General features: G+C 68.9%; 23 protein-coding genes. 11 read left to right on the top strand and 12 right to left on the bottom strand.

Going from position 1 to position 24,808, the window contains the following annotated elements:
• Positions 1 to 4: 4 nt before the first annotated feature.
• Complete coding sequence (locus C7389_RS13060; protein ID WP_133592093.1) at positions 5 to 3,112, top strand: multidrug efflux RND transporter permease subunit; 3,108 nt, start codon at positions 5 to 7, stop codon at positions 3,110 to 3,112.
• On the top strand, positions 3,109 to 4,578 hold the full coding sequence (locus tag C7389_RS13055) for an efflux transporter outer membrane subunit (RefSeq protein ID WP_133592091.1): 1,470 nt from the start codon (positions 3,109 to 3,111) through the stop codon (positions 4,576 to 4,578). Before C7389_RS13060 ends, C7389_RS13055 begins: the two co-directional genes overlap by 4 nt.
• 269 nt (positions 4,579 to 4,847) lie before the next feature.
• On the opposite strand, the gene C7389_RS13050 is transcribed toward C7389_RS13055, so the two are convergent.
• The 5 genes from C7389_RS13050 to C7389_RS13030 form a co-directional block, all read right to left on the bottom strand.
• Positions 4,848 to 7,115, bottom strand: coding sequence for a xanthine dehydrogenase family protein molybdopterin-binding subunit (locus C7389_RS13050; protein WP_133592088.1), 2,268 nt, complete (start codon positions 7,113 to 7,115; stop codon positions 4,848 to 4,850).
• A gap of 253 nt (positions 7,116 to 7,368) precedes the next feature.
• The gene (locus C7389_RS13045) at positions 7,369 to 7,986 is read right to left on the bottom strand and encodes an N-carbamoylsarcosine amidohydrolase (protein WP_133592086.1); all 618 of its coding nucleotides are present in this window, start codon (positions 7,984 to 7,986) and stop codon (positions 7,369 to 7,371) included.
• A gap of 4 nt (positions 7,987 to 7,990) precedes the next feature.
• Positions 7,991 to 9,034 carry a 2,5-dihydroxypyridine 5,6-dioxygenase NicX family protein gene (locus tag C7389_RS13040; protein ID WP_133592084.1) on the bottom strand — a complete coding sequence of 348 codons (1,044 nt, stop codon included), beginning with the start codon at positions 9,032 to 9,034 and terminating at the stop codon, positions 7,991 to 7,993.
• Positions 9,035 to 9,136: 102 nt separating this feature from the next.
• Complete coding sequence (locus C7389_RS13035) at positions 9,137 to 9,958, bottom strand: alpha/beta fold hydrolase (RefSeq protein WP_133592082.1); 822 nt, start codon at positions 9,956 to 9,958, stop codon at positions 9,137 to 9,139.
• A gap of 14 nt (positions 9,959 to 9,972) precedes the next feature.
• Positions 9,973 to 10,728, bottom strand: a complete 756-nt coding sequence (locus C7389_RS13030; RefSeq protein WP_133592080.1) for a maleate cis-trans isomerase family protein — start codon at positions 10,726 to 10,728, stop codon at positions 9,973 to 9,975.
• A gap of 445 nt (positions 10,729 to 11,173) precedes the next feature.
• On the opposite strand from C7389_RS13030, the gene C7389_RS13025 reads away from it, so the two are divergent.
• The 3 genes from C7389_RS13025 to C7389_RS25710 all read left to right on the top strand — a co-directional run bounded on the left by C7389_RS13025 (position 11,174) and on the right by C7389_RS25710 (position 16,268).
• Positions 11,174 to 12,331, top strand: a complete 1,158-nt coding sequence (locus C7389_RS13025; RefSeq protein WP_211342513.1) for an FAD-dependent monooxygenase — start codon at positions 11,174 to 11,176, stop codon at positions 12,329 to 12,331.
• Positions 12,332 to 12,432: 101 nt separating this feature from the next.
• Entirely contained in the window at positions 12,433 to 13,053 is a 621-nt protein-coding gene (locus tag C7389_RS13020; protein ID WP_133592077.1) for a (2Fe-2S)-binding protein, read from the top strand.
• 143 nt (positions 13,054 to 13,196) lie between these two features.
• Positions 13,197 to 16,268: a c-type cytochrome gene (locus C7389_RS25710; protein WP_133592075.1), complete on the top strand. Its 3,072-nt coding sequence runs from the start codon at positions 13,197 to 13,199 to the stop codon at positions 16,266 to 16,268.
• 124 nt (positions 16,269 to 16,392) lie between these two features.
• Here C7389_RS25710 and C7389_RS13010 read toward each other — a convergent pair whose 3' ends face one another.
• Genes C7389_RS13010 through C7389_RS13000 form a run of 3 tightly spaced genes read right to left on the bottom strand, consistent with a single transcriptional unit; the run spans position 16,393 to position 17,541 of the window.
• Positions 16,393 to 16,776, bottom strand: a complete 384-nt coding sequence (locus tag C7389_RS13010) for a nuclear transport factor 2 family protein (protein ID WP_133592072.1) — start codon at positions 16,774 to 16,776, stop codon at positions 16,393 to 16,395.
• The gene (locus C7389_RS13005; RefSeq protein WP_133592070.1) at positions 16,773 to 16,976 is read right to left on the bottom strand and encodes a tautomerase family protein; all 204 of its coding nucleotides are present in this window, start codon (positions 16,974 to 16,976) and stop codon (positions 16,773 to 16,775) included. The genes C7389_RS13010 and C7389_RS13005 overlap by 4 nt, the downstream gene beginning before the upstream one ends.
• A 10-nt stretch (positions 16,977 to 16,986) precedes the next feature.
• A complete protein-coding gene (locus C7389_RS13000; RefSeq protein WP_133592068.1) occupies positions 16,987 to 17,541 on the bottom strand; it encodes a flavodoxin family protein in 555 nt (184 codons plus the stop codon).
• A 102-nt stretch (positions 17,542 to 17,643) separates the two neighbouring features.
• Between C7389_RS13000 and C7389_RS12995 the strand changes: the two genes are divergently transcribed.
• The 4 genes from C7389_RS12995 to C7389_RS12980 all read left to right on the top strand — a co-directional run bounded on the left by C7389_RS12995 (position 17,644) and on the right by C7389_RS12980 (position 19,987).
• Positions 17,644 to 18,558 (top strand): LysR family transcriptional regulator, encoded by a 915-nt coding sequence (locus tag C7389_RS12995; protein WP_133592066.1) that lies wholly within the window; start codon positions 17,644 to 17,646, stop codon positions 18,556 to 18,558.
• Between the two features lie 150 nt (positions 18,559 to 18,708).
• The gene (locus C7389_RS12990; protein ID WP_133592064.1) at positions 18,709 to 19,245 is read left to right on the top strand and encodes a shikimate kinase; all 537 of its coding nucleotides are present in this window, start codon (positions 18,709 to 18,711) and stop codon (positions 19,243 to 19,245) included.
• Positions 19,246 to 19,279: 34 nt separating this feature from the next.
• A complete protein-coding gene (locus C7389_RS12985; RefSeq protein WP_133592062.1) occupies positions 19,280 to 19,582 on the top strand; it encodes a type II toxin-antitoxin system Phd/YefM family antitoxin in 303 nt (100 codons plus the stop codon).
• A gap of 15 nt (positions 19,583 to 19,597) precedes the next feature.
• Entirely contained in the window at positions 19,598 to 19,987 is a 390-nt protein-coding gene (locus C7389_RS12980) for a type II toxin-antitoxin system RelE/ParE family toxin (protein WP_133592060.1), read from the top strand.
• A 104-nt stretch (positions 19,988 to 20,091) separates the two neighbouring features.
• Here C7389_RS12980 and C7389_RS12975 read toward each other — a convergent pair whose 3' ends face one another.
• The 3 genes from C7389_RS12975 to C7389_RS12965 all read right to left on the bottom strand — a co-directional run bounded on the left by C7389_RS12975 (position 20,092) and on the right by C7389_RS12965 (position 21,760).
• Positions 20,092 to 20,508 carry a helix-turn-helix domain-containing protein gene (locus C7389_RS12975; RefSeq protein WP_133592058.1) on the bottom strand — a complete coding sequence of 139 codons (417 nt, stop codon included), beginning with the start codon at positions 20,506 to 20,508 and terminating at the stop codon, positions 20,092 to 20,094.
• A 328-nt stretch (positions 20,509 to 20,836) separates the two neighbouring features.
• Positions 20,837 to 21,001: a hypothetical protein gene (locus C7389_RS25460; protein ID WP_246034745.1), complete on the bottom strand. Its 165-nt coding sequence runs from the start codon at positions 20,999 to 21,001 to the stop codon at positions 20,837 to 20,839.
• A gap of 237 nt (positions 21,002 to 21,238) precedes the next feature.
• Entirely contained in the window at positions 21,239 to 21,760 is a 522-nt protein-coding gene (locus C7389_RS12965; protein ID WP_133592054.1) for an O-acetyl-ADP-ribose deacetylase, read from the bottom strand.
• A gap of 330 nt (positions 21,761 to 22,090) precedes the next feature.
• Between C7389_RS12965 and C7389_RS12960 the strand changes: the two genes are divergently transcribed.
• Together C7389_RS12960 and C7389_RS24880 are read left to right on the top strand one after the other, a co-directional pair.
• Positions 22,091 to 23,713 (top strand): methyl-accepting chemotaxis protein, encoded by a 1,623-nt coding sequence (locus C7389_RS12960; protein WP_162851732.1) that lies wholly within the window; start codon positions 22,091 to 22,093, stop codon positions 23,711 to 23,713.
• A gap of 173 nt (positions 23,714 to 23,886) precedes the next feature.
• The gene (locus C7389_RS24880) at positions 23,887 to 24,057 is read left to right on the top strand and encodes a hypothetical protein (RefSeq protein ID WP_162851731.1); all 171 of its coding nucleotides are present in this window, start codon (positions 23,887 to 23,889) and stop codon (positions 24,055 to 24,057) included.
• Between the two features lie 77 nt (positions 24,058 to 24,134).
• Here the strand turns inward: C7389_RS24880 and C7389_RS12955 are convergent, their stop codons facing one another.
• A complete protein-coding gene (locus tag C7389_RS12955; protein ID WP_133592050.1) occupies positions 24,135 to 24,602 on the bottom strand; it encodes a hemerythrin domain-containing protein in 468 nt (155 codons plus the stop codon).
• Positions 24,603 to 24,808: the final 206 nt, after the last annotated feature.

Raw genomic sequence — 24,808 nt, 5'->3', positions numbered from 1 at the left:
GGCGATGAACATCTCCACCCCCTTCGTCCGCCGCCCGGTCGCCACCGTGCTGCTGACGCTGGCCCTGGTGCTGGCCGGCTGGCTGTCCTACCGGCTGCTGCCGGTGGCGCCGCTGCCGCAGGTGGATTTCCCCACCATCGTCGTCAGCGCCAGCCTGCCCGGCGCCAGCCCGGAGACCATGGCCTCCTCGGTGGCGACGCCGCTGGAGCGCGCGCTGGGCCGCATCGCCGGCATCACCGAGATGAGCTCCAGCAGCTCGCAGGGCAGCACCTCGGTGATGCTGCAGTTCGAGCTGGAAAAGAACATCGACACCGCCGCCCGCGAGGTGCAGGCGGCGATCAACGCGGCGATGAGCATGCTGCCCAGCGGCATGCCCAGCAACCCCACCTACCGCAAGATGAACCCGTCGGACATGCCGGTGATGGTGCTCACCCTCACCTCCGACAAGCACGCCCAGAGCGAACTCTACGACCTCGCCTCCAATACCGTGGCGCGCAAGCTGGCGCAGGTGAAGGGCGTGGGCCAGGTGTCGGTGGGCGGCAGCTCGCTGCCGGCGGTGCGGGTGGCGCTGAATCCGGATGCGCTGGCCCACTACGGCCTGGCGCTGGACGACGTGCGCAGCGCCATCGACGCCGCCAACGCCAACACGCCCAAGGGCACGCTGGAGCGCGGCGAGCAGAGCTGGCAGGTGGACGCCAACGACCGCATCCGCAAGGCCGCCGACTACGCGCCGCTGATCGTGCGCCACCAGGATGGCGCCGTGGTGCGGCTGCGCGACGTCGCCCGCGTCACCGACGGCGTGGAGAACACCCGCAACGTCGGCTTCCACAACGACAAGCGCGCCATCCTGCTGCTGGTGTCGCGCCAGGCCGGTGCCAACATCATCGAGACCACCGACGGCGTCCGCGCCGCGGTGCCGGCGCTGCAAGCGGCGCTCGGCGACGAGGTGGCGCTGACGGTGGTGGAAGACCGCAGCCCCAGCGTGCGCGCCTCGCTGCACGAGGCCGAGTTCACCCTCGTGATCTCCATCGGCCTGGTGATCCTGGTGGTGTTCCTGTTCCTGCGCAACGGCCGCGCCACGCTGATTCCCAGCCTGGCGGTGCCGATCTCGCTGGTGGGCACCTTCGCGGTGATGTATCTCGCCGGCTTCTCGCTCAACAACCTGTCGCTGATGGCGCTCATCATCGCCACCGGCTTCGTGGTGGATGACGCCATCGTCGTCGTCGAGCACATCGCCAGCCGCATCGAGGATGGCGAGCCGCCCTTCCAGGCGGCGCTCGCCGGCGCGCGGGATGTCGGCTTCACCGTGGTGTCCATGAGCCTGTCGCTGGTGGCGGTATTCATCCCCATCCTGCTGATGGGCGGCGTCATGGGGCGGCTGTTCCGCGAGTTCTCCGTCACCCTGTCGGCCGCCATCCTGGTGTCCATGGTGGTGTCGCTGACGCTCACGCCGATGATGTGCGCCCGCCTGCTCAAGCCGCTCAAGCACAAGCCGGACGCGGTGGCGGACGACGCGGCGGACCGCTTCATCGGCCGCTTCATGCTGCGCTACCGCGCCAGCCTGGCCTGGGCGCTGGCGCACTCGCCGCTGATGATGCTGATCCTGCTCGCCACCATAGGCCTCAACGTCTACCTCTACACGGTGGTGCCCAAGGGCTTCTTCCCGGAGCAGGATTCCGGCCGCCTGATGGGCTTCGCCATTGCCGACCAGGGCATCTCCTTCCCGGCGCTGCAGGAGAAGCTGGAAAGCTACCGCCGCATCCTCATGGCCGACCCGGCGGTGAAACATGTGATGGGCTTTTCCGGCGGCAGCCGCGGCCCCGGCGCCTCCACCAACACCGGCCAGTTCATCGTCATCCTCAAGGATCTCTCCGAGCGCGAGCCGGTGAACCTGGTGCTGACGCGGCTGCGCATGCAGCTGGGCAATGTGCCGGGCGCCAACATGTTCCTGGTGAACATGCAGGACCTGCGCATCGGCGCCCGCTCCGGCAACGCCACCTACCAGCTGACGCTGAAGAGCGACGACCTCGACGCCCTGCGCGCCTGGGCGCCCAAGGTGGAAGCGGCGATGCGCGACGTGTCGCAGATCACCGATGTGAACAGCGACTCCCAGGCCAAGGCCATCCAGGTCTACATCCATATCGACCGCGACGCCGCCCGCCGCCTGGGCATAAACGTGCAGACCATCACCGCGGTGCTGAATAACTCCTACACCCAGCGCCAGGTGTCCACCATCTACGAGGCGCAGAACCAGTACCACGTCGTCCTCGTCGTTGCCGACGCCTATCGCCAGAGCGCCGACGCCCTGCGCAGCCTGCAGGTGGTCACCTCGGCGGGCGAGCGGGTGCCGCTGTCGTCCATCGCCTCGGTCAGCTACAACAACGCGCCGCTGCAGGTGAACCACGACGGCCAGTTCGCCTCCACCACCGTCTCCTTCAGCCTGCCGGACGGCGTCACCCTGGAGCAGGGCCAGCAGGCCATCCGCGAGGCGCTGCGCACGGTGAACCTGCCGCTCAACGTGCAGGCCGGCTTCGCCGGCACCGCCGGCGAGCTGCAGAAGGTGGTGGCCCAGCAGCCGCTGCTCATCCTGGCGGCGCTGGTGGCGGTCTACATCGTGCTCGGCATGCTGTACGAGAGCTACATCCACCCGCTCACCATCCTCTCCACCCTGCCCTCGGCCGGCGTCGGCGCGCTGCTGGCGCTGATGGCGTGCAAGACCGAGCTGAGCCTGATCGCGCTCATCGGCATCATCCTGCTCATCGGCATCGTGAAGAAGAACGCCATCCTGATGATCGACTTCGCGCTGGACGCCGAGCGCCGCCTCGGCATGGCGCCGCGCGAAGCCATCCTCGATGCCGGCGTGAAGCGCTTCCGCCCCATCATGATGACCACGCTGGCCGCCCTGCTGGGCGCGCTGCCGCTGCTGCTGGGCACCGGCGGCGACGCGCCGCTGCGGCGGCCGCTGGGCATCGCCATCGTCGGCGGCCTGGCCGTCAGCCAACTGCTCACCCTCTACACCACGCCGGTGGTCTATCTCTACCTCGACCGCCTGCGCCACTGGACGAACCGCCGCCGCGGCGTCACCACCGACGCCCCGCTGGAGCATCTATGACCGCCTTCGCTTCACCCCACGCCAGCCACCCCGTCCGCCGCCTGCGGCCCCTCGCCCTCGCCCTGCTCGCCGGCACCGTCCTCGCCGGCTGCGCCATCGGCCCCGACTACCGCCGCCCGGAAATCGCCACTCCGGCCCAGTTCAAGCAGGCCGACGGCTGGCGCCAGGCCGCGCCGGCCGACGCGCTGGCCCGCGGCGCCTGGTGGGAGCTGTACGGCGACGCCGAACTCAACGCCCTGGTAGACCGCCTGAACGGCGCCAACCAGACCGTCGCCCAGTACGAAGCCCAGTACCGCCAGGCCCGCGCCCTGGCGCGCAGTGCACGCGGCGCCCTCTTCCCCAGCGTCAACGCCAGCGTCGGCCGCACCCGCTCCGGCAGCTCCAGCAGCAGCACCGGCGCCGGCAGCGTGCGCAACAACTACGATGCCCAGCTCAGCGCCAGCTGGGAGCTGGACCTGTGGGGCAAGCTGCGCCGCACCGTGGAAGCGGAAAACGCCAGCACCGCCGCCAGCCTGGCCGAGCTCGCCGCCATCCGCCTCAGCCTGCAATCCGAACTGGTGCAGAACTACCTGCAGCTGCGGGTGATGGACGAACAGCAGCGCCTGCTGCAGGCCACGGTGGAGGCCTACCGCCGCTCGCTGCAGATGACGCAGAACCAGTACAAGGCCGGCGTCGCCGCCCGCGCCGACGTCGCCCAGGCGCAGACGCAACTGAAGAGCACCGAGGCCAGCCTGGTGGACCTGCGCTGGCAGCGCGCCCAGCTGGAAAACGCCATCGCGGTGCTGCTGGGCGTGCCGCCGGCGGACTTCTCGCTGGCGGTGCGCGAGGCGGTGCCGCCGCTGCCGGACATCCCGCTCGCCCTGCCCTCGCAGCTGCTGGAACGGCGGCCTGACATCGCCAGCGCCGAGCGCTCGGTGATCGCCGCCAACGCCGAGATCGGCGTCGCCGAAGCCGCCTGGTTCCCCGATCTCACCCTGAGCGCCAGCGGCGGCTACAGCAGCAATTCCTTCCGCGACTGGATCAGCGTGCCCAACCGCTTCTGGTCCCTGGGCCCGCAGCTGGCCCTCACCCTGTTCGACGCCGGCCAGCGCAGCGCCGAAGTGGACCGCCGCGTCGCCGCCTACGACCAGACCGTCGCCCAGTACCGCCAGACCGTGCTGGACGGCTTCCGCGAAGTGGAGGACTACCTGGTGCAGCTGAAAGTGCTGGAGGAAGAAGCCGCGGTGCAGCGCGAGGCCCTGGATGCCGCCCGCGAATCCCTGCGCCTGACCACCAACCAGTACAAGGCCGGGCTCATCAGCTACCTGGACGTGGTGAGCGTGCAGGCCACCGCGCTCAGCAACGAACGCAGCGCCCTCACCCTGCTGCAAAGCCGCCTCATCGCCAGCGCCCAGCTGGTGGTGGCGCTGGGCGGGGGGTGGCACTCGGATCTGCTGGATGCGGAGGAGAGTGTGGCGGCGGAGTGAGGGGCTGAAGCCGCCACAGCCGCCAGGCAGACGGTTCAGGTAACTCGATCACACCGCAGGCACCGCGGTCTCTCCCTCTCCCGCGAGGGGAGAGGGGAGAAAACCACGCTGCTCGACTATCTGAAGCGCATCCGGCTACCTGAAGCCGCATCCGACTGACTGAACCGCGCTCGACCAGCTGAGCCGCATCCGGCTACCTGAACCGCATTGCGGCCAGCCGGCGGGCGGCCCTCGCGTGCCACTCATGCGCACCCACCCGCCGCAGCCCCTCACCCCACCACGTCACAAACCCCGGCCAGCGCCTCACCGATACGCGCCCGGGTGAACGGCGGCCGGCGGAAGCGCAGGCCGGTGGCATCGAACAGCGCATTCGCCACCGCCGCCGCGCCCGGTACCGAGGCGGACTCGCCGGCGCCCAGCGGCGGCTCGTCCTGCCGGGGCATCAGCAGCACTTCCACCGGTGGCACTTCGGCGAAGCCGAGGATGGGGTAGGCGCCCCACTCCAGCGCGGCGACGCGGCCGTCGGCGAAGCGCACTTCTTCCTTGAACATGCGGCTCAGGGTCTGCAGCACGTTGCCGTGGATCTGGTGGCGCACGCCGTCCGGGTTCACCATCATCCCGGTGTCCTGGCCCACCACCAGCCGCTCCACGGTGACCGCGCCGCTGGCGGGATCGACGGCGAGGTCGATGATCCAGGCCGACCACGCCGCGCCGAAGCCGGGGAACTTGCTGTGCACATAACGCGCGTAGGAAGCGCCACGGCCGCGCAGCAGGCCGTCGGCGTCCGGCGTGCCGCGGCTGCCGCGGCAGCCGGGCTGCCAGCCGGCCTGTTCGGCCACCGCGCGCAGCAGGTCGGCGGCGCGGCTGTCCGGCAGGTGGCGCAGGCGGAATTCCACCCGGTCGGCGCCGGCCGCCACCGCCAGTTCGTCGATGAAAGAGTCGTGGGCGAAGGAATTGGGCAGCGCGGAGACGCCGCGCAGCCAGCCGGCGCGGACGATGGCGGGCACGTCGTCGCAGGCGATGCGCATGTTGGGATAGGCGTAGGGCGGCACCGCGGTGCGGTCGCCCATCTCCAGCATGCGTGGCGCGGGGTCCAGGGCGCCGGTGAGCAGCAGCGCCAGCAGCGGCGCATCGTTGGAGGGGTAGCGGGCAACGAAGTCATAGGCGGCGAGATTGCCGGCGGCATCCACCGCGCCCTTCACGTCCATCAGCTGGCCGGCGCCCTTGGGTTCCCAGGCGTGCTCCTGCTCGCGGCTCAGCTGCACCCGCACCGGCCGGCCGACCGCGCGCGACAGCAGCGCGGCGTCGGCCCCCACGTCGTCGGCGCAGTTGCGGCCGTAGCAGCCGGCGGCTTCCATCCGCACCACCTCGATGCCGCCCTCGTCCACCTGCAGCAGGCGGGCGAGGTCCACCCGCAGCATGTGCGGGTTCTGCGTGCCGGACCAGACGGTGAGCCCGCCCTCGCGGTAGTCGGCCAGCGCACAGGAGGGGCCGATGGAGCCGTGCATCTGGTAGGGCCAGACGTAGCTGCGCGCCAGCACCGCCGGCGCGGCGGCGAGGGCGGCATCGGTGTCGCCCTCTTCCCGCAGCGGCCGGCGCACCGCCGGAATGGCGCGGATGGCGGCTTCGACGTCGTCCAGCGCCGGCAGCGCCGGCAGCCGCCATTCCACCTTCAGCGCCTTCATCGCGGCGATGGCCTGCTCCTCGCGCTCGGCGACGACGCCGACGAAGTCGCCGATCACCACCACGTCCACCAGCCCCGGCAGGCCGCGCACCGAGTCGCGGTCCACCTTCACCAGGCTGCGGCCGACGAAATCGCCGCAGTCGATGCCGGCATAGGGCGGTCGCACCACCCGGCCGTGCAGCATGCCGGGCAGGCGCATGTCATGCACGAAGGTAAGCGCGCCGGTGGCCTTGGCCGGGATGTCCACCCGCGGCGTGCTGCGGCCGACCAGCTTGTGGGCGCTGGCGGGCTTGAGCGGGAATTCCGCCGCCACCTCCAGCCGCACCCGCTCGCCGGCCAGCAGCTCGGCGTAGCCCAGGCGGCGGCCGGGCTCGGCCGGGCAGAAGAAGGCGCCGTCCGCCACCGCCACCGCTTCTTCCGCCACGCCCAGGCGCTGCGCCGCGCGCGCCAGCAGCCAGGCGCGCGCCTGGGCGGCGGCGCGGCGCAGCGGCATGGCGCTGATCTGTATGGTGGAGCTGGCGATGGTCGGCCCCTGGTTGGGCGCCGCCTCCGTATGGCCGAGCATGACGCTGACGCGGCCGAGCTCCGCGTCCAGCTCCTCCGCCACCAGCTGGCCGAGGGCGGTGCGGATGCCGGTGCCGAGATCGACGTGGCCGTTGAAGGCCAGCACGCTGCCATCGCCGCGCACCGCGATGAAGATGTCCGGCAGGGCGGGCACGTAGTCCGACACCACGCCGGGTTGCCCGGGCGCAGGCCGCGCCGCCGCCTGGGGCGGACGCAGCACCAGCAGGCTGTCGTCCGAGTCCAGCAGGGCCTGGCGGAAATCCTTGGGCGTGGGGCCGTGTTCGATCATGTCGCTTGCGATCCGGAGGAGCGGCCGGAACGAGCCGGCCGGGAGATCATTCTAGGGGTGAAGCCGGGCGGTAGTGCCGGGCCTGAGCCGGGTAGCTGGTTTCGGGCGGGGCGTTTTCTGCCGCCCGGCGGCAGAAAACCTGAAGCGTTACCGGCGACGAGGCTTCGACACGCTCAGCCCGAACGGTAAGGTGAACTCGACCCCTGTTTGCTGAAACCGTTAGCCAGACCCAGGCGGCGCCCCAGCCCGAAACTCACCCAATCGCCCGCCGCGCCTCGTCCAGCGTCATCACCGCGGCGTACTTCTGCCGCATGTCGAACAGGTTGGCTTCGTGCGGGCCGAGGGCGCGGTCGCCCACGCAGTCTTCCAGCACCAGCGGGCGGAAGCCCCAGCACATGGCATCCACCACGCTGGCGCGCACGCAGCCGCTGGTGACGCAGCCGGCCACCAGCAGGGTCTGCACGCCCTTCTGGGTGAGCCAGGGCGCAAGGCCGGTGGCGAAGAAGGCGGAGGGCACGGTCTTGCGCACCACCAGCTCACCGGCGGCCGGCGCCAGTTCGGGGACGATGGCGCTATTGGGGTTGTCTTCCGACAGCGTGGCCATGCCCGGCACCTTGAGGGCGAAGATGTTGCGGTCGGCGGCGTCGTCGGCGAAGACGATGCGGCTGTGCGCCACCGGCCAGCCGCGCTCGCGCGCCAGCGCCAGCGCCTCCTTGGTGCGTTCTATGGCCTGCGGAATGTTGCCGCCGCCGAACACCTCCGGGTCGGCGAAGCCATTCACGAAGTCGATGATGAGCAGGCCGTAGGGCGGCTTGGGCTCCAGGGTGTTGCCAAAGCCCTGCTTCTCGTAGGTGCGGATTTCGTCGCTCATGCTCTTACTCCTGGCCCTGGTCCAGCACCTTGCCGACGCGCACCACCTCTTCGCCGTCCAGGCTCACGGTGCATTTGCGCAGCGGGATGTCGATGTGGCAGGTGGTGCTGCGGCTGCCGCCGGCCTCGTTGTTGGGGCCGAGCGAGAACAGGAAGTTGCCCTCGAAGGCGCGCGCGTCCATGCCTATGGTGGCTTCGCGGTCGTACAGCGCCAGCGTGGTCCAGCTGGCACGCGGCTGCAGGCCCCAGCCGATGTGGGAAATGGCGTAGGCCTCGGGATCCTTGAAGGACTCCATGTACTCGGCCAGCAGCTCGGCATCCACACCGCCGGTGATGGATTGGGCGAAGCCGTCCTTCACCGTGATGGTGATGGGCTCGGCGACGTAGCGCTTCATCGGCAGCAGGATGTCGCCGCGGTCGATGACGATGGTCCCCTGGGTCTGCTTCTCGTTCGGCCAAGTGAGGGCGAAGCCGCTGGGCCAGTGGTCCCAGCGCCCCGGGGTGTCGCAGAAGCCGTATTCGGCGATGGCGGGGAATTCGCCCATGGGGCAGGTGAGCTCGGTGCCGGCGGCGGAAACCACCCGCATCGTCTTCGCCTTCTCGATCTTCGCGGTGGCGCGCAGCACGCGGGCGCGGTCGGCCAGCGTGGGCACCATGCGGGCGAGCACTTCCGGCGGCTCGACGGCGAGCAGGATCTTGGTGCCAGCGGCGAGGATTTCGTGCTGCTCCGGCGAGAACAGCAGGGTCATCAGGTCCAGCACCAGGTCGCTGGCCTTGAGCGCGGCGATGGCCGCCTTGTTGCCGGTGAGCGGGGTGGTGCCGAGGTAGGCGAGGGAATCGCGGCTCAGCGCCTTTTCGCCGTTGACCGGTTGCAGGTCCAGCCGGTTGACCACCGCGCCCAGCATGGCGGCGGCGGTAAGCGCGGTGGACAGCGTCTGCGGGTGGGTAGCGGCGCTGGTGAGCACGGTGACGGTCTGGCCGGGTTCCAGCTTCGACAGCGTCAGCACTTCTTTCCAGGCCTGGATCAGTTCGTGGTCGCTGATTGCCATGGCGGTTCTCCGTTGGGGTTGGAGGAAGGCGGGTGGAGTTGGAGCTTGCTTGTGGGCGAGCGGCGGGGCGCGGCGCAGACAGGCGCCGCCGCGCCCCTGGCCTTACAGCGGCTGGCCGAGGAAGTCGCCGAAGGCGCGGTAGAAGCCTTCTTCGTCGTCCCAGGGAATCATGTGGCCGGCGTTGGGCACGCGCACAGCCTGCACGTCCGGCAGCAGGCCGCGGATCTCTTCCACGTCGGCATCCAGCACCACGTCGCCGCGGCCGGCGAGCAGCAGCAGCACCGGCACGGTGATCTCCGGCAGATCCTGGTGGATGTCGTCGGTGTGGAAGCCGTCGAAGCTCTCGCGGATGGCACGCTCGTCGCAGGTGTGCAGCCACTCGGCGCGCAGCTGCAGTTGCTCGTCGGTCCAGGTCGGGCAGAAGGCGCGCATGCCTTCCTTGTCGGTGCCGCGGCTGGCCAGCGCGATGGAATCCACGTACCACGGCAGCTTGGCCGGGTAGGCGCGGCGGCCGGGGCCGGACACCGGCGGATCCACCGCCACCACCTTGGCCAGCGCCGCCGGCCGGCTGCGGGCGGCGCGGAAGGCGATGCGCCCGCCCATGGAGTGGCCGACCAGGATGTAGTTGCTGAGGCCGAGCGCGGCGGCGAAGGCGAGCACGTCGTCGGCCTGGGCGTCCAGGCTGTAGTTCAGCGTGGCCGAGGCTTCGGACAGGCCGCGGCCGCGCACGTCGAGGATGTAGGTGTCGTAGGTCCGGCCGAAGCGCTCGCCGACGAAGCCCCAGGTGATGGCCGGGCTGGTGATGCCGGGGATGATGATGACCGGCGGACGCGCCGCCCTGCCCTCGCCGGCGCCGCCGTAGCGCAGGTAGTGCTGGCGGATGCCATTGGCGAACACGTTGCCGCCGTACTGGAAGGTGCTCATCGTTGCGCCCCCGCTCAGTAGGCGCCGGAGAGCAGCGCGCCGGCGCCCGGCACGAAGGGCTCCAGCTCCAGCTTGTTCAGCATGGCGTAGGTGGTGGCGATGGCGGCGGTGACCACCGGCTTGCCAGTCATCGCTTCCACCTTGGGCACCGCCGGCAGCGAGGGCATCTGCACGCAGGCGGAGAGCACGATCACGTCCGCATCCTGGTAGTTCATGCCAGCGACGATGTCCGGCAGCCTGGCCGGGTCGTGCAGACCGACTTCCAGGTTGTCGGCGATTTCCAGCGCGCGGTAGTCGATCACCTCGAAGCCCTGGTCGGCGATGTAATCCACCACCAGTTCGGTGAGCGGCTTCATGTAGGGCGCCACCAGCGCGATCTTCTTCGCGCCCATCACCTTCAGCGCATCCACCAGCGCCCCGGCGCTGGTCACCACCGGGGCCAGGCCGCCGTTGTCGGCGGTGCGTTCCTTCAAACGCTTTTCGGACACGCAGTGGTAGCCCTTGCCCATGGACATGATGGCCACCAGGCAGGCGTAGCCCAGCACGTCGACGCGGGCGTCGGAAAGCTCCACTGCGCAGCGGTCGGACTCGGCATCCATCGCCGCCAACTCTTCCTTCTTCACCGTCTTCATCCGCATGCGGCTGGAGTGGAAGGTGAAGCGCTCCGGGCGCACGGCCTGGCGCGCCATCAGCATCGCCGGGATCTCGGTTTCCATGGTGGTGTTGGAGCTCGGCACGATCTGGCCGATGCGATAGCTGGTCTTCTTCACTGCGGACTCCGTCTGTTGGGTTGAGTGCGCTTCAGGCGCCGGGCCGGGGGTTTTGGCGCCATCCACCAGGGGATGACAGCTGATTACATCGTCTCCGCCATCCGCCGGCCACAGCCGCGAATCACCGGAACGTGCCCCGATCTCCATGCCCGGGCATGCCGCAAAAGCATCCCCCAGGCAGGACTGATTATAGTGCATACATTATTTTTTGCAGCAGAAATGCTGGCACCCGAAAGATGCACCGAATGCGTGCGGCGCGCCCCTCAATTGGTGCATGAATCCCTTGTAAACACTGAATTTAACAATGAACTCCGGGTACCATGACTGCCTTTCATGCAACATCTGTTGACATCGCCTCCAGATTTATTTTTATAGTGTATGCACTCTAATGAACAAGACGACGGCGACGTCGTTCAATCCAACCCCCAGCGTCAGGAGAAGCAAGGTGAAAGCACAACAGAGAATTGCAGTGATAGGCGCGGGCCTGGGCGGCGCGGCCGCGGCGCTGCTGCTGCAGCAAGCGGGCTACAAGGTGCGCGTGTACGAGCAGGCGCCGGAGTTCTCCCGCCTGGGCGCGGGCATCCACCTGGGCCCCAACCTGATGAAGGTGCTGCGCAAGGTCGGCCTGGAAAAGGCGCTGTGCGACATCGGCTGCTACCCTGACGCCTGGTACAGCCGCGAATGGAACACCGGCGCCGAGATGGCCCGCATTCCGCTGGCCGACTACGCCGAGAAGCGCTACGGCGCGCCCTACCTCACGGTGCACCGCGGCGACCTGCACGCGCTGATGGTGCAGGGCATCCAGGCCGGCACCCTGGAATACGGCAAGAACCTCACCAACGTCGAAGACACCGGCAGCGAAGTGGTGCTGAGCTTCGCCGACGGCAGCACCGCCACCGCCGACATCGTGATCGGCGCCGACGGCGTGAACTCCAAGGTGCGCGAAGTGCTGCTGGGCGCCGAGCTGCCCATCTACACCGGCTTCATCGCCCACCGCGCGGTGGCCAATGCCGACACCCTGAAGTACGCGCAGGACCTGTGCTGCAAGTGGTGGTCCGACGACCGCCACATGATGGTGTATTACCTCGACCGGGCGAAGAAGGAGATCTACTACGTCACCGGCGTGCCGCAGCAGACCTGGGACCTCAACCACCGCTGGCTGCCCAGCAGCAAGGACGAGATGCGCGAAGCCTTCGCCGGCTGGCACCCCGCCGTGCAGGCGCTGATCGACAACACCGTGGAAGTCACCAAGTGGTCGCTGCTGGAACGCGACCCGCTGCCGCTGTGGAGCCGCGGCCGCCTGGTGATGCTGGGCGACGCCTGCCACCCGATGAAGCCGCACATGGCCCAGGGCGCCGCCATGGCGATCGAGGACGCGGCGATGATGCTGCGCTGCTTCGACGCCGTCGGCCTGGATGACTACCACACCGCCTTCGCCCTCTACGAAGCCAACCGTACCGAGCGCGCCAGCAAGGTGCAGAAGGTGTCGCACGACAACACCTGGCTGATGAGCAACGAAGATCCGGAATGGTGCTTCGGGTACGATGTCTTCACCGTGCCGCTGGTCGACATCCCCGCCAAGGCAAGCACCAAGGCCGCCTGATCCGCCTCCTGGCCCGGCCGGCGGATGCGCCGGCCGCCCGCTGCACGCCGGCGCCCGCCCACCGGCCGCCGGCCTTCGTTTCTACCGGGAGACGCATCCGCATGTCCGCCCCAAAGCAGATCGCCCTGCGGGTCAACGGCAGCGAACACCAGTTGCTGCTGAGCCCGGACGCCCCGCTGCTCTACGCCCTGCGTAACGACCTTGGCCTCAACGGCCCGAAGTACGGCTGTGGCCTGGGTGAATGCGGCGCCTGTACCGTGCTGGTGGATGGCCGCGCCGCGCGTGCCTGCATCCTGCCGGTGGGCGGCCTCGGCCAGCGCGAGATCACCACCCTGGAAGGCCTGGGCGACCTCGCCGCGCCCGACCCGGTGCAGCAAGCCTTCATCGAATGCCAGGGCGCCCAGTGCGGCTACTGCCTCAACGGCATGATCATGACGGTGCGCGCCCTGCTCAACCGCAAACCCGAGGCGGACGAAGCCGACATCCGCCGCGAGCTGCGCGGCAACCTGTGCCGCTGCGGCACCCACCTCGAAATCCTCGCCTCCGCCCGCCGCGCGGTGGAACTGGAAGGCCAGCGCCGCGCCGCCCGTGCGTCCGCCGCCGCGCCTAGCCCTGCCTCCACCGGCTGTGCGACGGCGGACGCAGCCCGCGCGCCAGTGCCGGAAACGGCAACGACAGCCACGGTGGATACCGTGCTGGCGGGCCCCCTGATCCGCGGTTGAACCGGCGATGGCGCGCGTAATACCGTTCCCCGCGATGACCGCGCCAGCAGCGCATCCCGCCTGCAACAGCAAGCCCCGCACACCCCAACGATAATGGCGCGGCGCAAAGACGCCGCCCGGCCGCCGACGAGAGAACCCGCCCCGTGACCACCCCGCCCCCCGCCACGGCCAGCCCCCCGGACGAATCCGCCGCGAACGCGGGCACCGCCGCATCCGCCCTCGTTGCCGGCAGCCCCGGCGCCGCCATTGCGGCCATCCCCTTTGCCGGCGGGAGCGCGGAGCACGTCGGCGGAAGCGGCCTGCTCCATGCCCGCGTCGTCCGCCCACCACTGGATGGCGAAGGCGCCAGCCTGCGGCCGCGCCGCCTGCTGGCGGTGGAGGCGGCCTCGGTCGCCGCCATTGAAGGCGTGGTCGACGTGGTGGCGCGCGGCGATTTCGTCGCCGTGGTCGCCACCACCACCGAGGCCGCCACCCGCGCCGCCCGCCAGCTCAAGGCGCGCTGGGAAAGCCGCCCGGCGCCGCAGCCGCTGCCGGCGCGGGAAAACGTGGTCTACGAACACGGCGACACCGCCGCCGCCAGCGCGGCGAACAAGCTCAGCCGCAGCTACCGCTGGCCGGCGCTGCCGCCGCTGGCGGAAGAAAGCGCCAACGCCTGTGCCGCGCTGGTGGATGGCGAACTCCACCTCTGGGCCCGCGCCCGCGCGCCGCGCGCCCTGACGCTGGAGATCGCCGCCCTCACCGGCCTGCCGCCGGCACGGGTGCAGGTGCTGGACCCCGCCGCGCTCGCCCCCCAAGGCCTGCCCGCCCCCGCCGGCCGCAGCCCCTGGACCGAACACGCCGCCGCCGACGCCGCCCTGCTCGCCCAGCGCCTGGGCCGGCCGGTGCTGGTCACGCTGGGCCAAGCCGAACTGCGCTGGAGCGCCGCCCTCGCCGGCGCGCAGGAAAGCCGCATCGAAGCAGCGGACGAAGCCGGCCCCGACGCCGCCGCCCGCTTCGCCAGCTACCGCCACACCACCCTGCCGCCCGCGCAGACTCCGCTGCTGCCGGCTCTGCGCCTGGCCGGCGTCGGCTCGCCGACCGCCGAAGCCGCCCAGCCCGCCACGGTGCTGCCGCCGCCCTACCGCGCCGCCGCCCTGCGCCTCGCCAGCACCGCGGCCGTGGTCAGCCCGCGCCCGCCCGCCGCCCACGACCCCGGCCTGCCCGGCCAGGTCTTCGCCCAGGAATCCTTCATCGACGAAGCCGCCCGCGCCGCTGGCGCCGATCCGCTGGCATACCGCCTGCAGCGGCTGGAGGACGAGCGCGGCGCCACCCTGCTGCGCCGCCTCGGCGAGCAGGCCGGCCCGGCCCCCGCCAGCGACGATGCCCTGCTGCGCGGCCGCGGCTATGCCTGCGCCCATGTCAGCGAAGCCGCCTGGGAGAACGATCCGCAGCACACGCTGGACGCCGCCGCCATCGACGCCCACAAGGACGCCTGGGCCGCCTGGATGGCCGAAGTCGCCGTCGATCCCCGCAGCGGCGAAGTCGCCGTCAGCCGCGTCCTCGTCGGCAGCGATGCCGGCGCGCTGGACCACGGCGGCATGCGCCAAGCCATCGCCGACACCACCGGCCGCCTGCTCAGCGCCGAGCCAGCCACCGCTTTCGACGACTGGCCGGCCACCGCCGTACCCGCCGCGCCCGGCGAAATCGCGCTGCTCAACGCCGCCCTGCTCGGCACCGAGCCGCCCGCCGCCCAGTCCCTGCCCGCCATGCCGGAACCCCGCCTCGCCGGCACCGGCGCCACCCTGCTGCCGGCCGCCGCCGCCGTCGCCAACGCCATTCACGACGCCACCGGCGTGCGCCTGGATGCGCCGCCCTTCACCGCCGAGCGCATCCGCCTCGCGCTGGAAGCGCGCAACGGTGCCGCCGTCAAGGCGAGCAACAAGCGCAAGCTGGGCTGGCTGGGCGCCGCCGCTGCGGCAGCCGCCGCCACCCTTGCCACCGCCCTGCCCTGGCGCGCGCCCATCGCCCCGGTGGCGCCACCGGCGGCCGATCTCTACTCCGCCGCCACCCTCGCCCGTGGCGAACTGGTCGCCGCCGCCGGCGACTGCGCCGTCTGCCACACCACCGCAGACGGCGCGCCGCTGGCCGGCGGCCTGGCGCTGGAGACGCCCTTCGGCATCATCTACACCACCAACATCACCCCCGACCCGGAAACCGGCATCGGCAACTGGTCCTACGCCGCCTTCGAGCGCGCCATGCGCCACGGCATCCACCGTGATGGCCGCCACCTCTACCCCGCCTTCCCCTACACCGCCTACGCCAAACTCAGCGCCGACGACATGCAGGCGCTCTACGCCTGGCTGATGGCGCAGCCGGCGGTGAAGGCCAAGGCGCCGGAAACCAGGCTGGCCTTCCCCTACAGCCTGCGCCCGGCGCTGGCCGGCTGGAAGCTGCTGTACCACGACCCCAGCCCCTTCCAGCCCGACCCGGCGCGCTCCGCCGAATGGAACCGCGGCGCCTACCTGGTCGAAGGCGCAGGCCACTGCGGCGCCTGCCACACCCCGCGCAACGCCCTCGGCGCCGAGAAAAGCGGCGAACACCGCTACGCCGGCGCCTTCGCCGAAGGCTGGGAAGCACCGCCGCTCAACGCCCTCTCCCACGCCCCGGTGCCGTGGACCGAGAGCGCGCTCTACGACTACCTGCGCCACGGCTACTCGCCGCAGCACGGCGTCGCCTCCGGCCCGATGGCGCCGGTGGTCGAATCCCTCGCCGCCCTGCCGGACAGCGACATCCGCGCCATCGCCACCTACCTCGCCTCACACGCCAAGGCCGCGCCCACCCCGGCCACCGCCAGCGGCTACGCCAACGCCCTGCAACAACGCGCCCAGGCCGCCGCCCTCACCCTCGCCGGCCCGGCCGAGAGCCTCTATGACGGCGCCTGCGCCGCCTGCCACCAGGAGAACGGCCCGGACCTGTTCGGCGTGAAACCCGAGCTGGCGCTCAACAGCAACCTGCACAGCCCGCACCCGGACAACCTGGTGCAGATCATCCTGCACGGCATCCAGTCCCCCGCCCACGGCGACCTCGGCTACATGCCCGGCTTCGCCGCCAGCCTGGACGACCGCCAGATCGCCGACCTCAGCGCCTACCTGCGCGCCCGCTTCGCGCCGGACAAGCCGGCCTGGCAGGGGCTGGCGGAAACGGTGGCGCGCTTGCGGAAAGGCGGCGTCCACTGAACGGTGGCACCCGGGGGGTGTGAAGCGGGAAGTCGCCCAGCCCCCCGCTCTTCGACGCCCGGATGGAGGGCCCTGAAACAAGCTCAAACCTGCGCGCTTGACGCACGGACGCTTTCCGCGCCTCCTAGCCGTTTTCAAGCTCGTAGTGGAAGACCTTGCTGATGATCTGCCAGCGGCCACCGAGCTTGACCAAGGTCAGAAAGTCGGTGAAGAACCTGGGCGGGATGGCGCATTCCGCCTTCACGAAGGCGGTGACCGGACCCGCAAACTCGATGGCGAGGATGCGGTCAGCCGGCGGGTGCCCCTGGCTGGCCGGTGAGGGCCGGTTGTCGACGATGGGGAAATACCGGGCCATGTCCAGATGCTGCAAAGTCCCCGTGGTGGCGCAGAAATAGTGTGCCTCGGGGTGAAACGCACGTTTCAGGAGGGCGGTGTCGCTGTGGTGCAGGCCGGCGAAGTAATCGCCGAGCACCGCAGCCACATCGGCAAAATCGCTTCTGGTCGTCATCGGTTTTGCTCCCGGAACGCTGTAACGGACAAACCGCCCAGTCCCCAGTTGTCGAGTTCCACCTCCTCGATCACGACATGCGTCAGCGCGGGGCTCTTTCCCAGCACCTGGAGCAGCAGCTCCGTCACGCCGGCTATCAGCGCCGCCTTCTGCTCGCGCGTGACGCCTTCTCGCGTCACTTTGATGTTCACGTAGGGCATGGCGCTTTCGTCAGTTCATGCGACGGACAACGTCGGCAATCCGCCGGCCAAACAGCCGCGCGGTGTCCAGGTCGCCAGCGATCATCTCGTCAGGCGTGGCGTCCACCGGAGTGGCGGTCATCAATCCCGCAAATGAAGCCAGGTAATTGACGTCACCCCGCCGCGCCGCCTTCGCGTTGCTCGGCATCATGCCGGTGCCCGCCCAAAGCATGCCGTGCTGCTGCGACAGGGTGAAAAACGTGTGCAGCGTGGCGAGCTTGTCGCCGTTGATGCCCGCACTGTTGGTGAAACCCGCGGCGAGCTTGTCCTTCCAGCCTTGCCTTGCCCAGACGGACGAACTGGCGTCCATGAATTTCTTGAACTGCCAGCTCACGCTGCCCATGTAGGTGGGCGAGCCGAACACGATGGCGCGCGCCGCGGCCAGTTGCTCCCAGCCTGCGGGTGGCAGGCAGCCATGCTCGTCTATGGCGAGCAGCGTGGCGTCGCAGCCTTCGGCTACGGCCTGGGCGACTTTCGCCGTATGACCATGGCCACTATGAAAGACGATCGAAACGGAAGATGTCATTTGGATGGACTCCTGATTGAACTGGCAGGAGTCAGAGGATATTTACGTCACCTTGATTGATAAACTGAGCGGGATGAACTTCATAAATTACACAAGGTAAAAATGGCCAGGCAATTCAGCGATGTGATGATCGGCAGCATCGAGCTGTTCTGCCTGGCAGCGGAGCTGGAGAGCTTCACCGGCGCCGCGGCCCAGGCGGGCCTGACACCGGCAGCCGTCAGCCGGGCAATCGGCCGGCTGGAGGAGCGTCTGCAAGTGCGGCTGTTCGTGCGCAACACGCGCAAGGTCCGCCTGACGGACGGCGGGCGCGCCTATTTCGCGCAGTGCAAGCAAGCCCTCGACCAGTTGCTTGAGGCCGAACGCGAACTGACAGGGCGGCAGGCCGCGCCGGCAGGCGTGGTTCGCATCAGCGTCCCCACCACGCTGGGGCACCATGGATTGCTGCGCCTGCTTCCGGGCTTTCGCAAGCAATACCCGCAGGTGCGGATCGACGTGCAGCTGAGCAATCGCAATATCGACTTCACCGCGGAGGGCTTCGACCTGGCGGTGCGCGCTCGCGCGCAGCCCGACTCGGGCCTGGTCGCGCGCAAGCTGATGGATGCCCCACTGGTGGTGGTGGCCGCGCCGGGATACCTGGCCCATGCCGGGACACCCGCTGCCCTGGAGGATCTGGCGCGGCATGAGTGCATACAGTTCGTCTTGCCCAGCACTGGCCAGCGCGTGCCTTGGGCATTCCGCCAGGACGGGCAGGACCTCGATGTCGTCACCGATGGCAGCTACACCTGTTCCGAAGATCTGCTGGGTGTCGCCACCCTGGCGCGTGCGGGAGCCGGCCTGGTGCAGACCTACCGCTTCATCGTCGAGGACGACCTGCGGAGCGGCGCGCTCGTCGAATTGCTCACGCCATTTGCCGGGCGCTCGCGCCCCTTCTCGTTGATCTACCCCGGCAACCGACACATGCCATTGAAAGTGCGCGTCTTCATCGAATACGTTCTGAAGGCCCTGGGCGACAGATGAGCTTACGGATGCACTGAACGCCTTCCAGGGGCGAGGGAAAGCGGGGCACCATGCCGTGCGCATGGACATGATCGCGCCTGCCTGAGGTCAGCAAAGTTGGACAAGGAAAAAAGACTCACAGAGCGCCCCCGCCATATACCGGGAGCAGGAATGATCCAGCTGACAGGCCCTGGCGGCGCGGGAAAAAGCGCCACCGGCCTTGCCTTGGCGCAACGTCTCAATACCGCATTCGTCGATCTGGACACCGAGTTCATCGCCAGAAATGGCGACCTCTCGATCTTCATCGCCAGCCATGGCTACGATACCTATGCGAGACAGAACGTGACCTCCTACCGGGCACTGCTCGACGATGCCTCCTCCCTACAGGTCATGACACTCTCTTCCGGGTTCATGACCTACCGCGAAGAAGTCCATCCTGACTACGTCGTCTTGCGCCAACAGATCCTGGCCAGCCCACTTACCTTCGTGTTGCTGCCCTCGCTCGATCAGGAAACCTGCGTTGCCGAAGTTGTCCGCCGGCAATTGCAGCGTCCTTTTGCACGCAGCCCTCAACGCGAAGAGGAAGTCATCCGGGTGCGCTTCCCTGTCCATGCCGGGCTGCCCACGCGCAAGGTCCTGACGGATCGGCCTATTGCCGCGGTGGTCGACGAGATCATAGGGCTGTTAGGCCGTCCCTCAAGCGCGTAATATGTGCAGAATTCTGTACATCGGAGAGATCTCCATGGCCATTTCGGCCCGCGATGTCATCCCGCTTTCCCAGGCCCGGGCGAACCTCTCCGACCTGGCCGACCAAGTGAAGGCTGGTGCCGAGAAGATCATCACCAAGAATGGCGAGAGCTATGTCGCGCTGATCGACGCCGAGCGGCTGGACTACTACCACCGCCTCGAGCGCGAGCGCATTCACCTGCTTCTTCTCGACGAGGCCAGCAAGGGCTTGGCCGACGTCGCCGCAGGTCGCACAAAGGATGCGGAGACGGCAATTGCCGCACTGAAGCGGCGCCGCGCAAACAAGTCGGCCGGCTGAACAGCCTCCCGCCCCATGACCGCCGTACTCCGCGTCGAACTCACCGCGAACTTCGAGCGCAATCTGGAGGAAATAGAGCGCTTCCTTGCCGACGCCGAAGCGCCCCAGGCCTTCGATACCTTGCTGGACGAACTGGGCGGCACCGTCATTCCCAATTTGAAGCGCTTTCCGGCCATGGGACGCTCTTTTCTGCAACGTCCGGGCAACTCGGTGGAAGCGGTGACACTCCAGGAGCGTCTCACCGCGCAGCTGAAGGGAATCGCGACGGACGGCGAGATCCGTGAATACGTGATGGCGAACTATTTGCTGCTGTATACCCACGGCAAACAGACGGTCTATCTGCTCTCCATCCGGCATCAGCGGCAGCTGTCGTTCGATTTCACGGCACTGTGGGGCAACAGGTAAGAGCCGGCCTTTTCCGGTGGTCAGAAGGGTATCGAGCAATGGAGTCGTCAGCACATCCACCGCGCGAATGCCCGTTCCTCCGGCGAGACACAGCGCAACTCCCGCTAGCTCCTGCTCTTTCTCCTGGGCCGATAGCGCTCCGCCACCCGCAGCAGCTTCTGGAACGACGGACATTCCAGGTGGCTGGCCGCCGGGCACACCGCCGCGTGGCGAAGGCTGTCGCGCAGGGCGGTGAGGCGGCGGATGCTGTGGTCCAGCTCGTCGGCGCGGGCGGCGAGCTGGGCGCGGTCTATGGTGGGCTGGCCGTCGCTGCCCAGCATGGCGGCGATCTCGTCCAGCGAGAAGCCGGCGGCGCGGCCGAGGCTGATGAGGGCGAGCCGCTGCAGCACCCCAGCATCGAACTGGCGGCGCAGGCCGTTGCGGCCGGTGGCGGCGATCAGGCCGCGTTCTTCGTAGAAGCGCAGGGTGGAGGTCGGCAGCCCGGCGCGGCGGGCGACCTCACCGATGTCCAGCGTAGCCATGCTTGGCCTCAAGTCGACTTGAAGCCACAGGATGCCTGCTCCCTCGCGCAGCAAGCAATCCGGAGAACCGGCATGCCGCGCCGCCAGCGGCCCGGCCTGCTGGCGGCGCGGCGAGCACCGCCGCGCCCTTCCTGCCGATGCGGCCAGCCTTCGACATGGGCGTGGCCGCATCGCGCACGCCGCCACCCGAGCAGGCGCGGCTACGCAGTCCGGGCAAGCACCGGGGGCCCGGGCTGGGGTTTTATCTGGGCCGCGCAGGAAAGTGCGCTGCCGCGCGGCTGAGGAGCGCGGCGGCTCGGGGGCGACGCCGGCCGCAGGTGCTGGAAGCTCAGCAGGGCGGAAACGGCGGCAGCCAGTACACCGGGTCCAGTTCTTCCGGCTCGCGGGCGGTACGCTCGTCGTCTTCCGCCTCGCGCGCCTGCAGGGCCTGATCGCTCTCGCCCGCGCTGCCCAGCAGCCAGCGCTCCACTTTTTCCAGGATCTCGAACCGCATTTCGCACCTCGCTCTCGTCTGTTGTCGGCGGATGGCGGGCACCATCAGCGCGCAAATCGCGGCGGCCATGCCCCGGCGGAGTGCGATACCCGCCGGCGGCCTTCAGCGGGCCGCCACCCGCGCCGCGGGATTGCGGGGTCTGCGCCCCATCGCCCGTCGGCAGCTGGATGTTGCGGAGCAGCATCCGTGCCAGGTCCAGGGGCCAGGACGGCGGAAAGCCGGCTTCGACAAGGTGCCTCAGCCGCCGTCCGCCGCGTCGAGCAGCGCGAGATAGCGCTGGTGATCCGCCGCTGAAAAGCAGCAGAACCATACTTCCCGCACCTGCTGCTGCCGGGCTGCATGCTCGCGCACGGTGGCGATCGCCAACGGCGCCGCCAGTTCAGGCGGATAGCCGTAGACGCCGGTGCTGATGGAGGGAAAGGCGATACTCTCCGCGCCATGCGCGGCCGCCAGTTCCAGCGCATTGCGGTAGCAGGCGGCGAGCAGCGCGGCCTCGCCGGAGCGGCCGCCGCGCCACACCGGGCCTACCGTGTGGATCACATAGTCCGCCGGCAGACGGAAGCCGGCAGTGATGCGGGCCTCGCCGGTGGGGCAGCCGCCGATCTGGCGGCAGGCCTCCAGCAGTTGCGGCCCGGCCGCGCGGTGGATGGCGCCGTCCACACCACCGCCGCCCAGCAGCGAGCTGTTGGCGGCATTGACGATGGCGCGGACTTCCAGCGTGGTGATGTCGGCGTGCAGAGCGCGCAGGACGAGAGCCATGGTGATTCCTCCTTTGCGGCCATTGTGCGCCTGCGCCGGACGGCGGCGCGTCCCCCACCGGCACCGGATAGCCGAGGCTGGCCCGCCCGCTCCTCCACACCCTTGCTGCACGCCCCAAGGCATCCCCCCGGATATCCGCCCATCTTCCGCTCATGGCGATTTAATTCACGCCACAAATTGCCGCTAATACTTCACACTTGAAGCTTCTTCCCGCTTTAGGAGGCATGCCGCGGATTGCCGATTGGCGCCATGGTCTGTTTTCCGGGCAGGAGACACAAAAAGACAAGGCCGGCCGCCGGTGGCCCCCCTAACGGAAAAAAGGAAAACAGCTTGAAGAACATCATGATCGGCAAGAGATTGCTGCTGGCTTTCGGCCTTGTGCTGCTGCTGTTCGGCGCCGCCGCCGTGTTCATCGGGATCAAGGCGATGAGCATCGACAAGCAGGCGCTCGTGGTCGAGCGCGATGGCCTGGACCGCTCCCGCCTCGCCACCGACTTCCTCTACCGCACGCTGCGCTACCGCATCGAGATGCGCGACATGCTGGGCGCGGTGGATTCGCCCGACATCGGCAAGATCGCCCAGCAGCAGCTGGACACCCTGGACGGCCTGCGCCGCGACACCCAGCCCTTCGTCTCCGCGCCGGAACCGGAGATCGCCGCCACCGGCAAGGCCATCGCCGACACACTGGATGCACTGCGCCCCTACGTCAGCGACATCGTGCGCGCCGCCAACCAGGGCGACCGCAGCGGCGTCATGAGCGGCATGGGCAACAGCCGCCACCTCATCGGCGCCATCCAGGACAACGCCAACAAGCTCATCGACGTCGTCCGCGTGCGCGCCCAGCAAGTAATGCAGGACATGAAGGCCGACGCCCGCTCCAGCCTCGTCGTGCTGCTCACCGCCTTCACCGTCGCCGCGCTGGCCGCCATCGTCTGCGCGGTGCTGGTCACCCGCTCCATCACCCGGCCGGTGGGCGACCTGGTGCGGGTGGCCGACCAGCTCGCCGCCGGCAACCTCGGCGTGCGCATGCAGGCCAGCTCGGCGGACGAAGTCGGCCAGCTGCAGAACGCCTTCATCCGCATGGCCGACGCCCTCAACGAGGCGCTGGGCCAGGTGAACGGCGGCGCCCGCCAGGTGGGCGACGCCGCCCGCCAGCTGGAAACCGACTCGCAGACGGTGTTCAAGAGCATCGAGGCGCAGTCCGAATTCGCCAGCGCCATGGCCGCCGCGCTGGAGGAAATGTCCACCAGCGTGGATCACATCGCCGCCATCTCCCAGGAAGCGCGCGACGCCTCCACCGTGGCCAGCAGCAAGGCCAACACCAGCGCCAACAGCATCCGTCAGATGGTGGACCGCATCGACACCGTGGCCGAGACCATCAACCGCAGCTCGGAAACCGCGCAGATGCTGGGCAACGAATCGGAGCGCATCTCCTCCATCGTCACCGTCATCAAGGAAGTGGCCGACCAGACCAACCTGCTGGCGCTCAACGCCGCCATCGAAGCCGCCCGCGCCGGCGAACAGGGCCGCGGCTTCGCCGTGGTGGCCGACGAAGTGCGCAAGCTGGCGGAGAAAACCACCCACTCTACCCAGGAGATCAGCGCCATGGTGGCCTCCATCCAGTCCGGCACCCAGCAGATGAGCAGCCGCCTCTCGGCTGCCGTCACCGCGGTGCAGGACGGCCTGGAGGAAGCCCGCAGCGCCGGCAACATGGTCCACGAGATCGACGCCGACGCGCAGTCGGTGCAGCGCGCCATCGACGACGTCTCCTCCGCGCTGCAGGAGCAATCCGCCGCCGGCCGCGACATCGCCGCCCGGGTGGAGAACATCGTGCAGATGGCCGAGGAAACCTCCGCCGCCGCCCACTCCATGTCCGGCGCCTCGTCCGACATGAAGTCCCTGGCCGAGATGCTGCACGCCAGCGTGCAGCGGTTTACGCTCAGCGGGCGCTGAGGGGCACTCAACGCGCTCGACACCGCCAGGCGGGGCAAAAAAGGGGGGCCTTGGATCAGCCCCCCTTTTTGCTGGCAAGACCATCGCCCCTGACAAGCCGGACCGCCATGATTTGACGTCCGATGATTCCCCTTGAGTAACATCCAACTCAAAACAGATATGGCGTTGAGCTCATGGAACCATCCGACGGCTTATCCGCCTTCAACGGTCAGGGAATCGCAAACCGGGCCGCCGCTTACTGCCTCTCCGGCGGAAAAAAGCTGCCCTTTGCCCGCTTTCTTTACATCGAAGCGGACCGACTGCAGCTTCTCTTCGAAGAGCCATCCATCCTCGAACTCCGCTGATGGGGCCACCTTGATCGGCCTGCGGCACCAGACGGGCCAACGTCCACAAACGGCCGTCCAAAGCGGCAGCTGCCCCCTCAATGCGCCGTCAGCGTCGCCCGCTTCTGCTCCATCTCCGAGGCCAGGTCGCGCAGGTCCAGCTTCTCCTCCATCAGCTTGGGGAAAAGCGCTTCCTCCTCTTCCTTCACATGGTGCTCGATGTATTCCCCCAGCACCGTCACCTTGGCGTCGAAGAGGTCGTCGCCGGCGTGCATGCCGTCGAGCTGCTTGATCAGGTCCTTGGCCGAGGCGTGCTCCACCACCGCCTCGTCGAGCAGATCGTGGAATTTCTCCGGGTCGCTGTTGCGCACCGCCGGATAGAACAGCTCCTCTTCCAGTTGGGTATGCACCTTCAGCTCCATGCAGGCGCTGCGGGCGATGGCCTCCTTTTCCTCCGGGGTCTTGGCCGACTCGAACTCCTTGAACAGCTTCTTCACCTTGCGGTGGTCGTCGATCAGGCTCCCCACGACTTCCTTGAGGCCGGTCGGCAGGCTGGACTTGTTCATGGCGTTTCTCCTTTTCCAGTCAGATGAATGTGGCACGAGGCCCGCCGGCTGCCGAGCAAAGCCCGGGCCTGAGGCCGGAATCAGGCGCGAAGGGCCGCCGGGGTAAAAGATGCAAACCACACTGGAAAAAAGCGCGCCATGAGGGCAGACGCCAGCGAGAGCATGCTCGCCAGCGCAGACGCCTCCGGCCCACCCGGCAGCAACCG

This window comes from Azoarcus indigens, assembly GCF_004361735.1.
GTDB classification, from domain to species: Bacteria; Pseudomonadota; Gammaproteobacteria; order Burkholderiales; family Rhodocyclaceae; genus Azoarcus; species Azoarcus indigens.
This window is presented reverse-complemented; position numbering and strand designations above follow the sequence as displayed.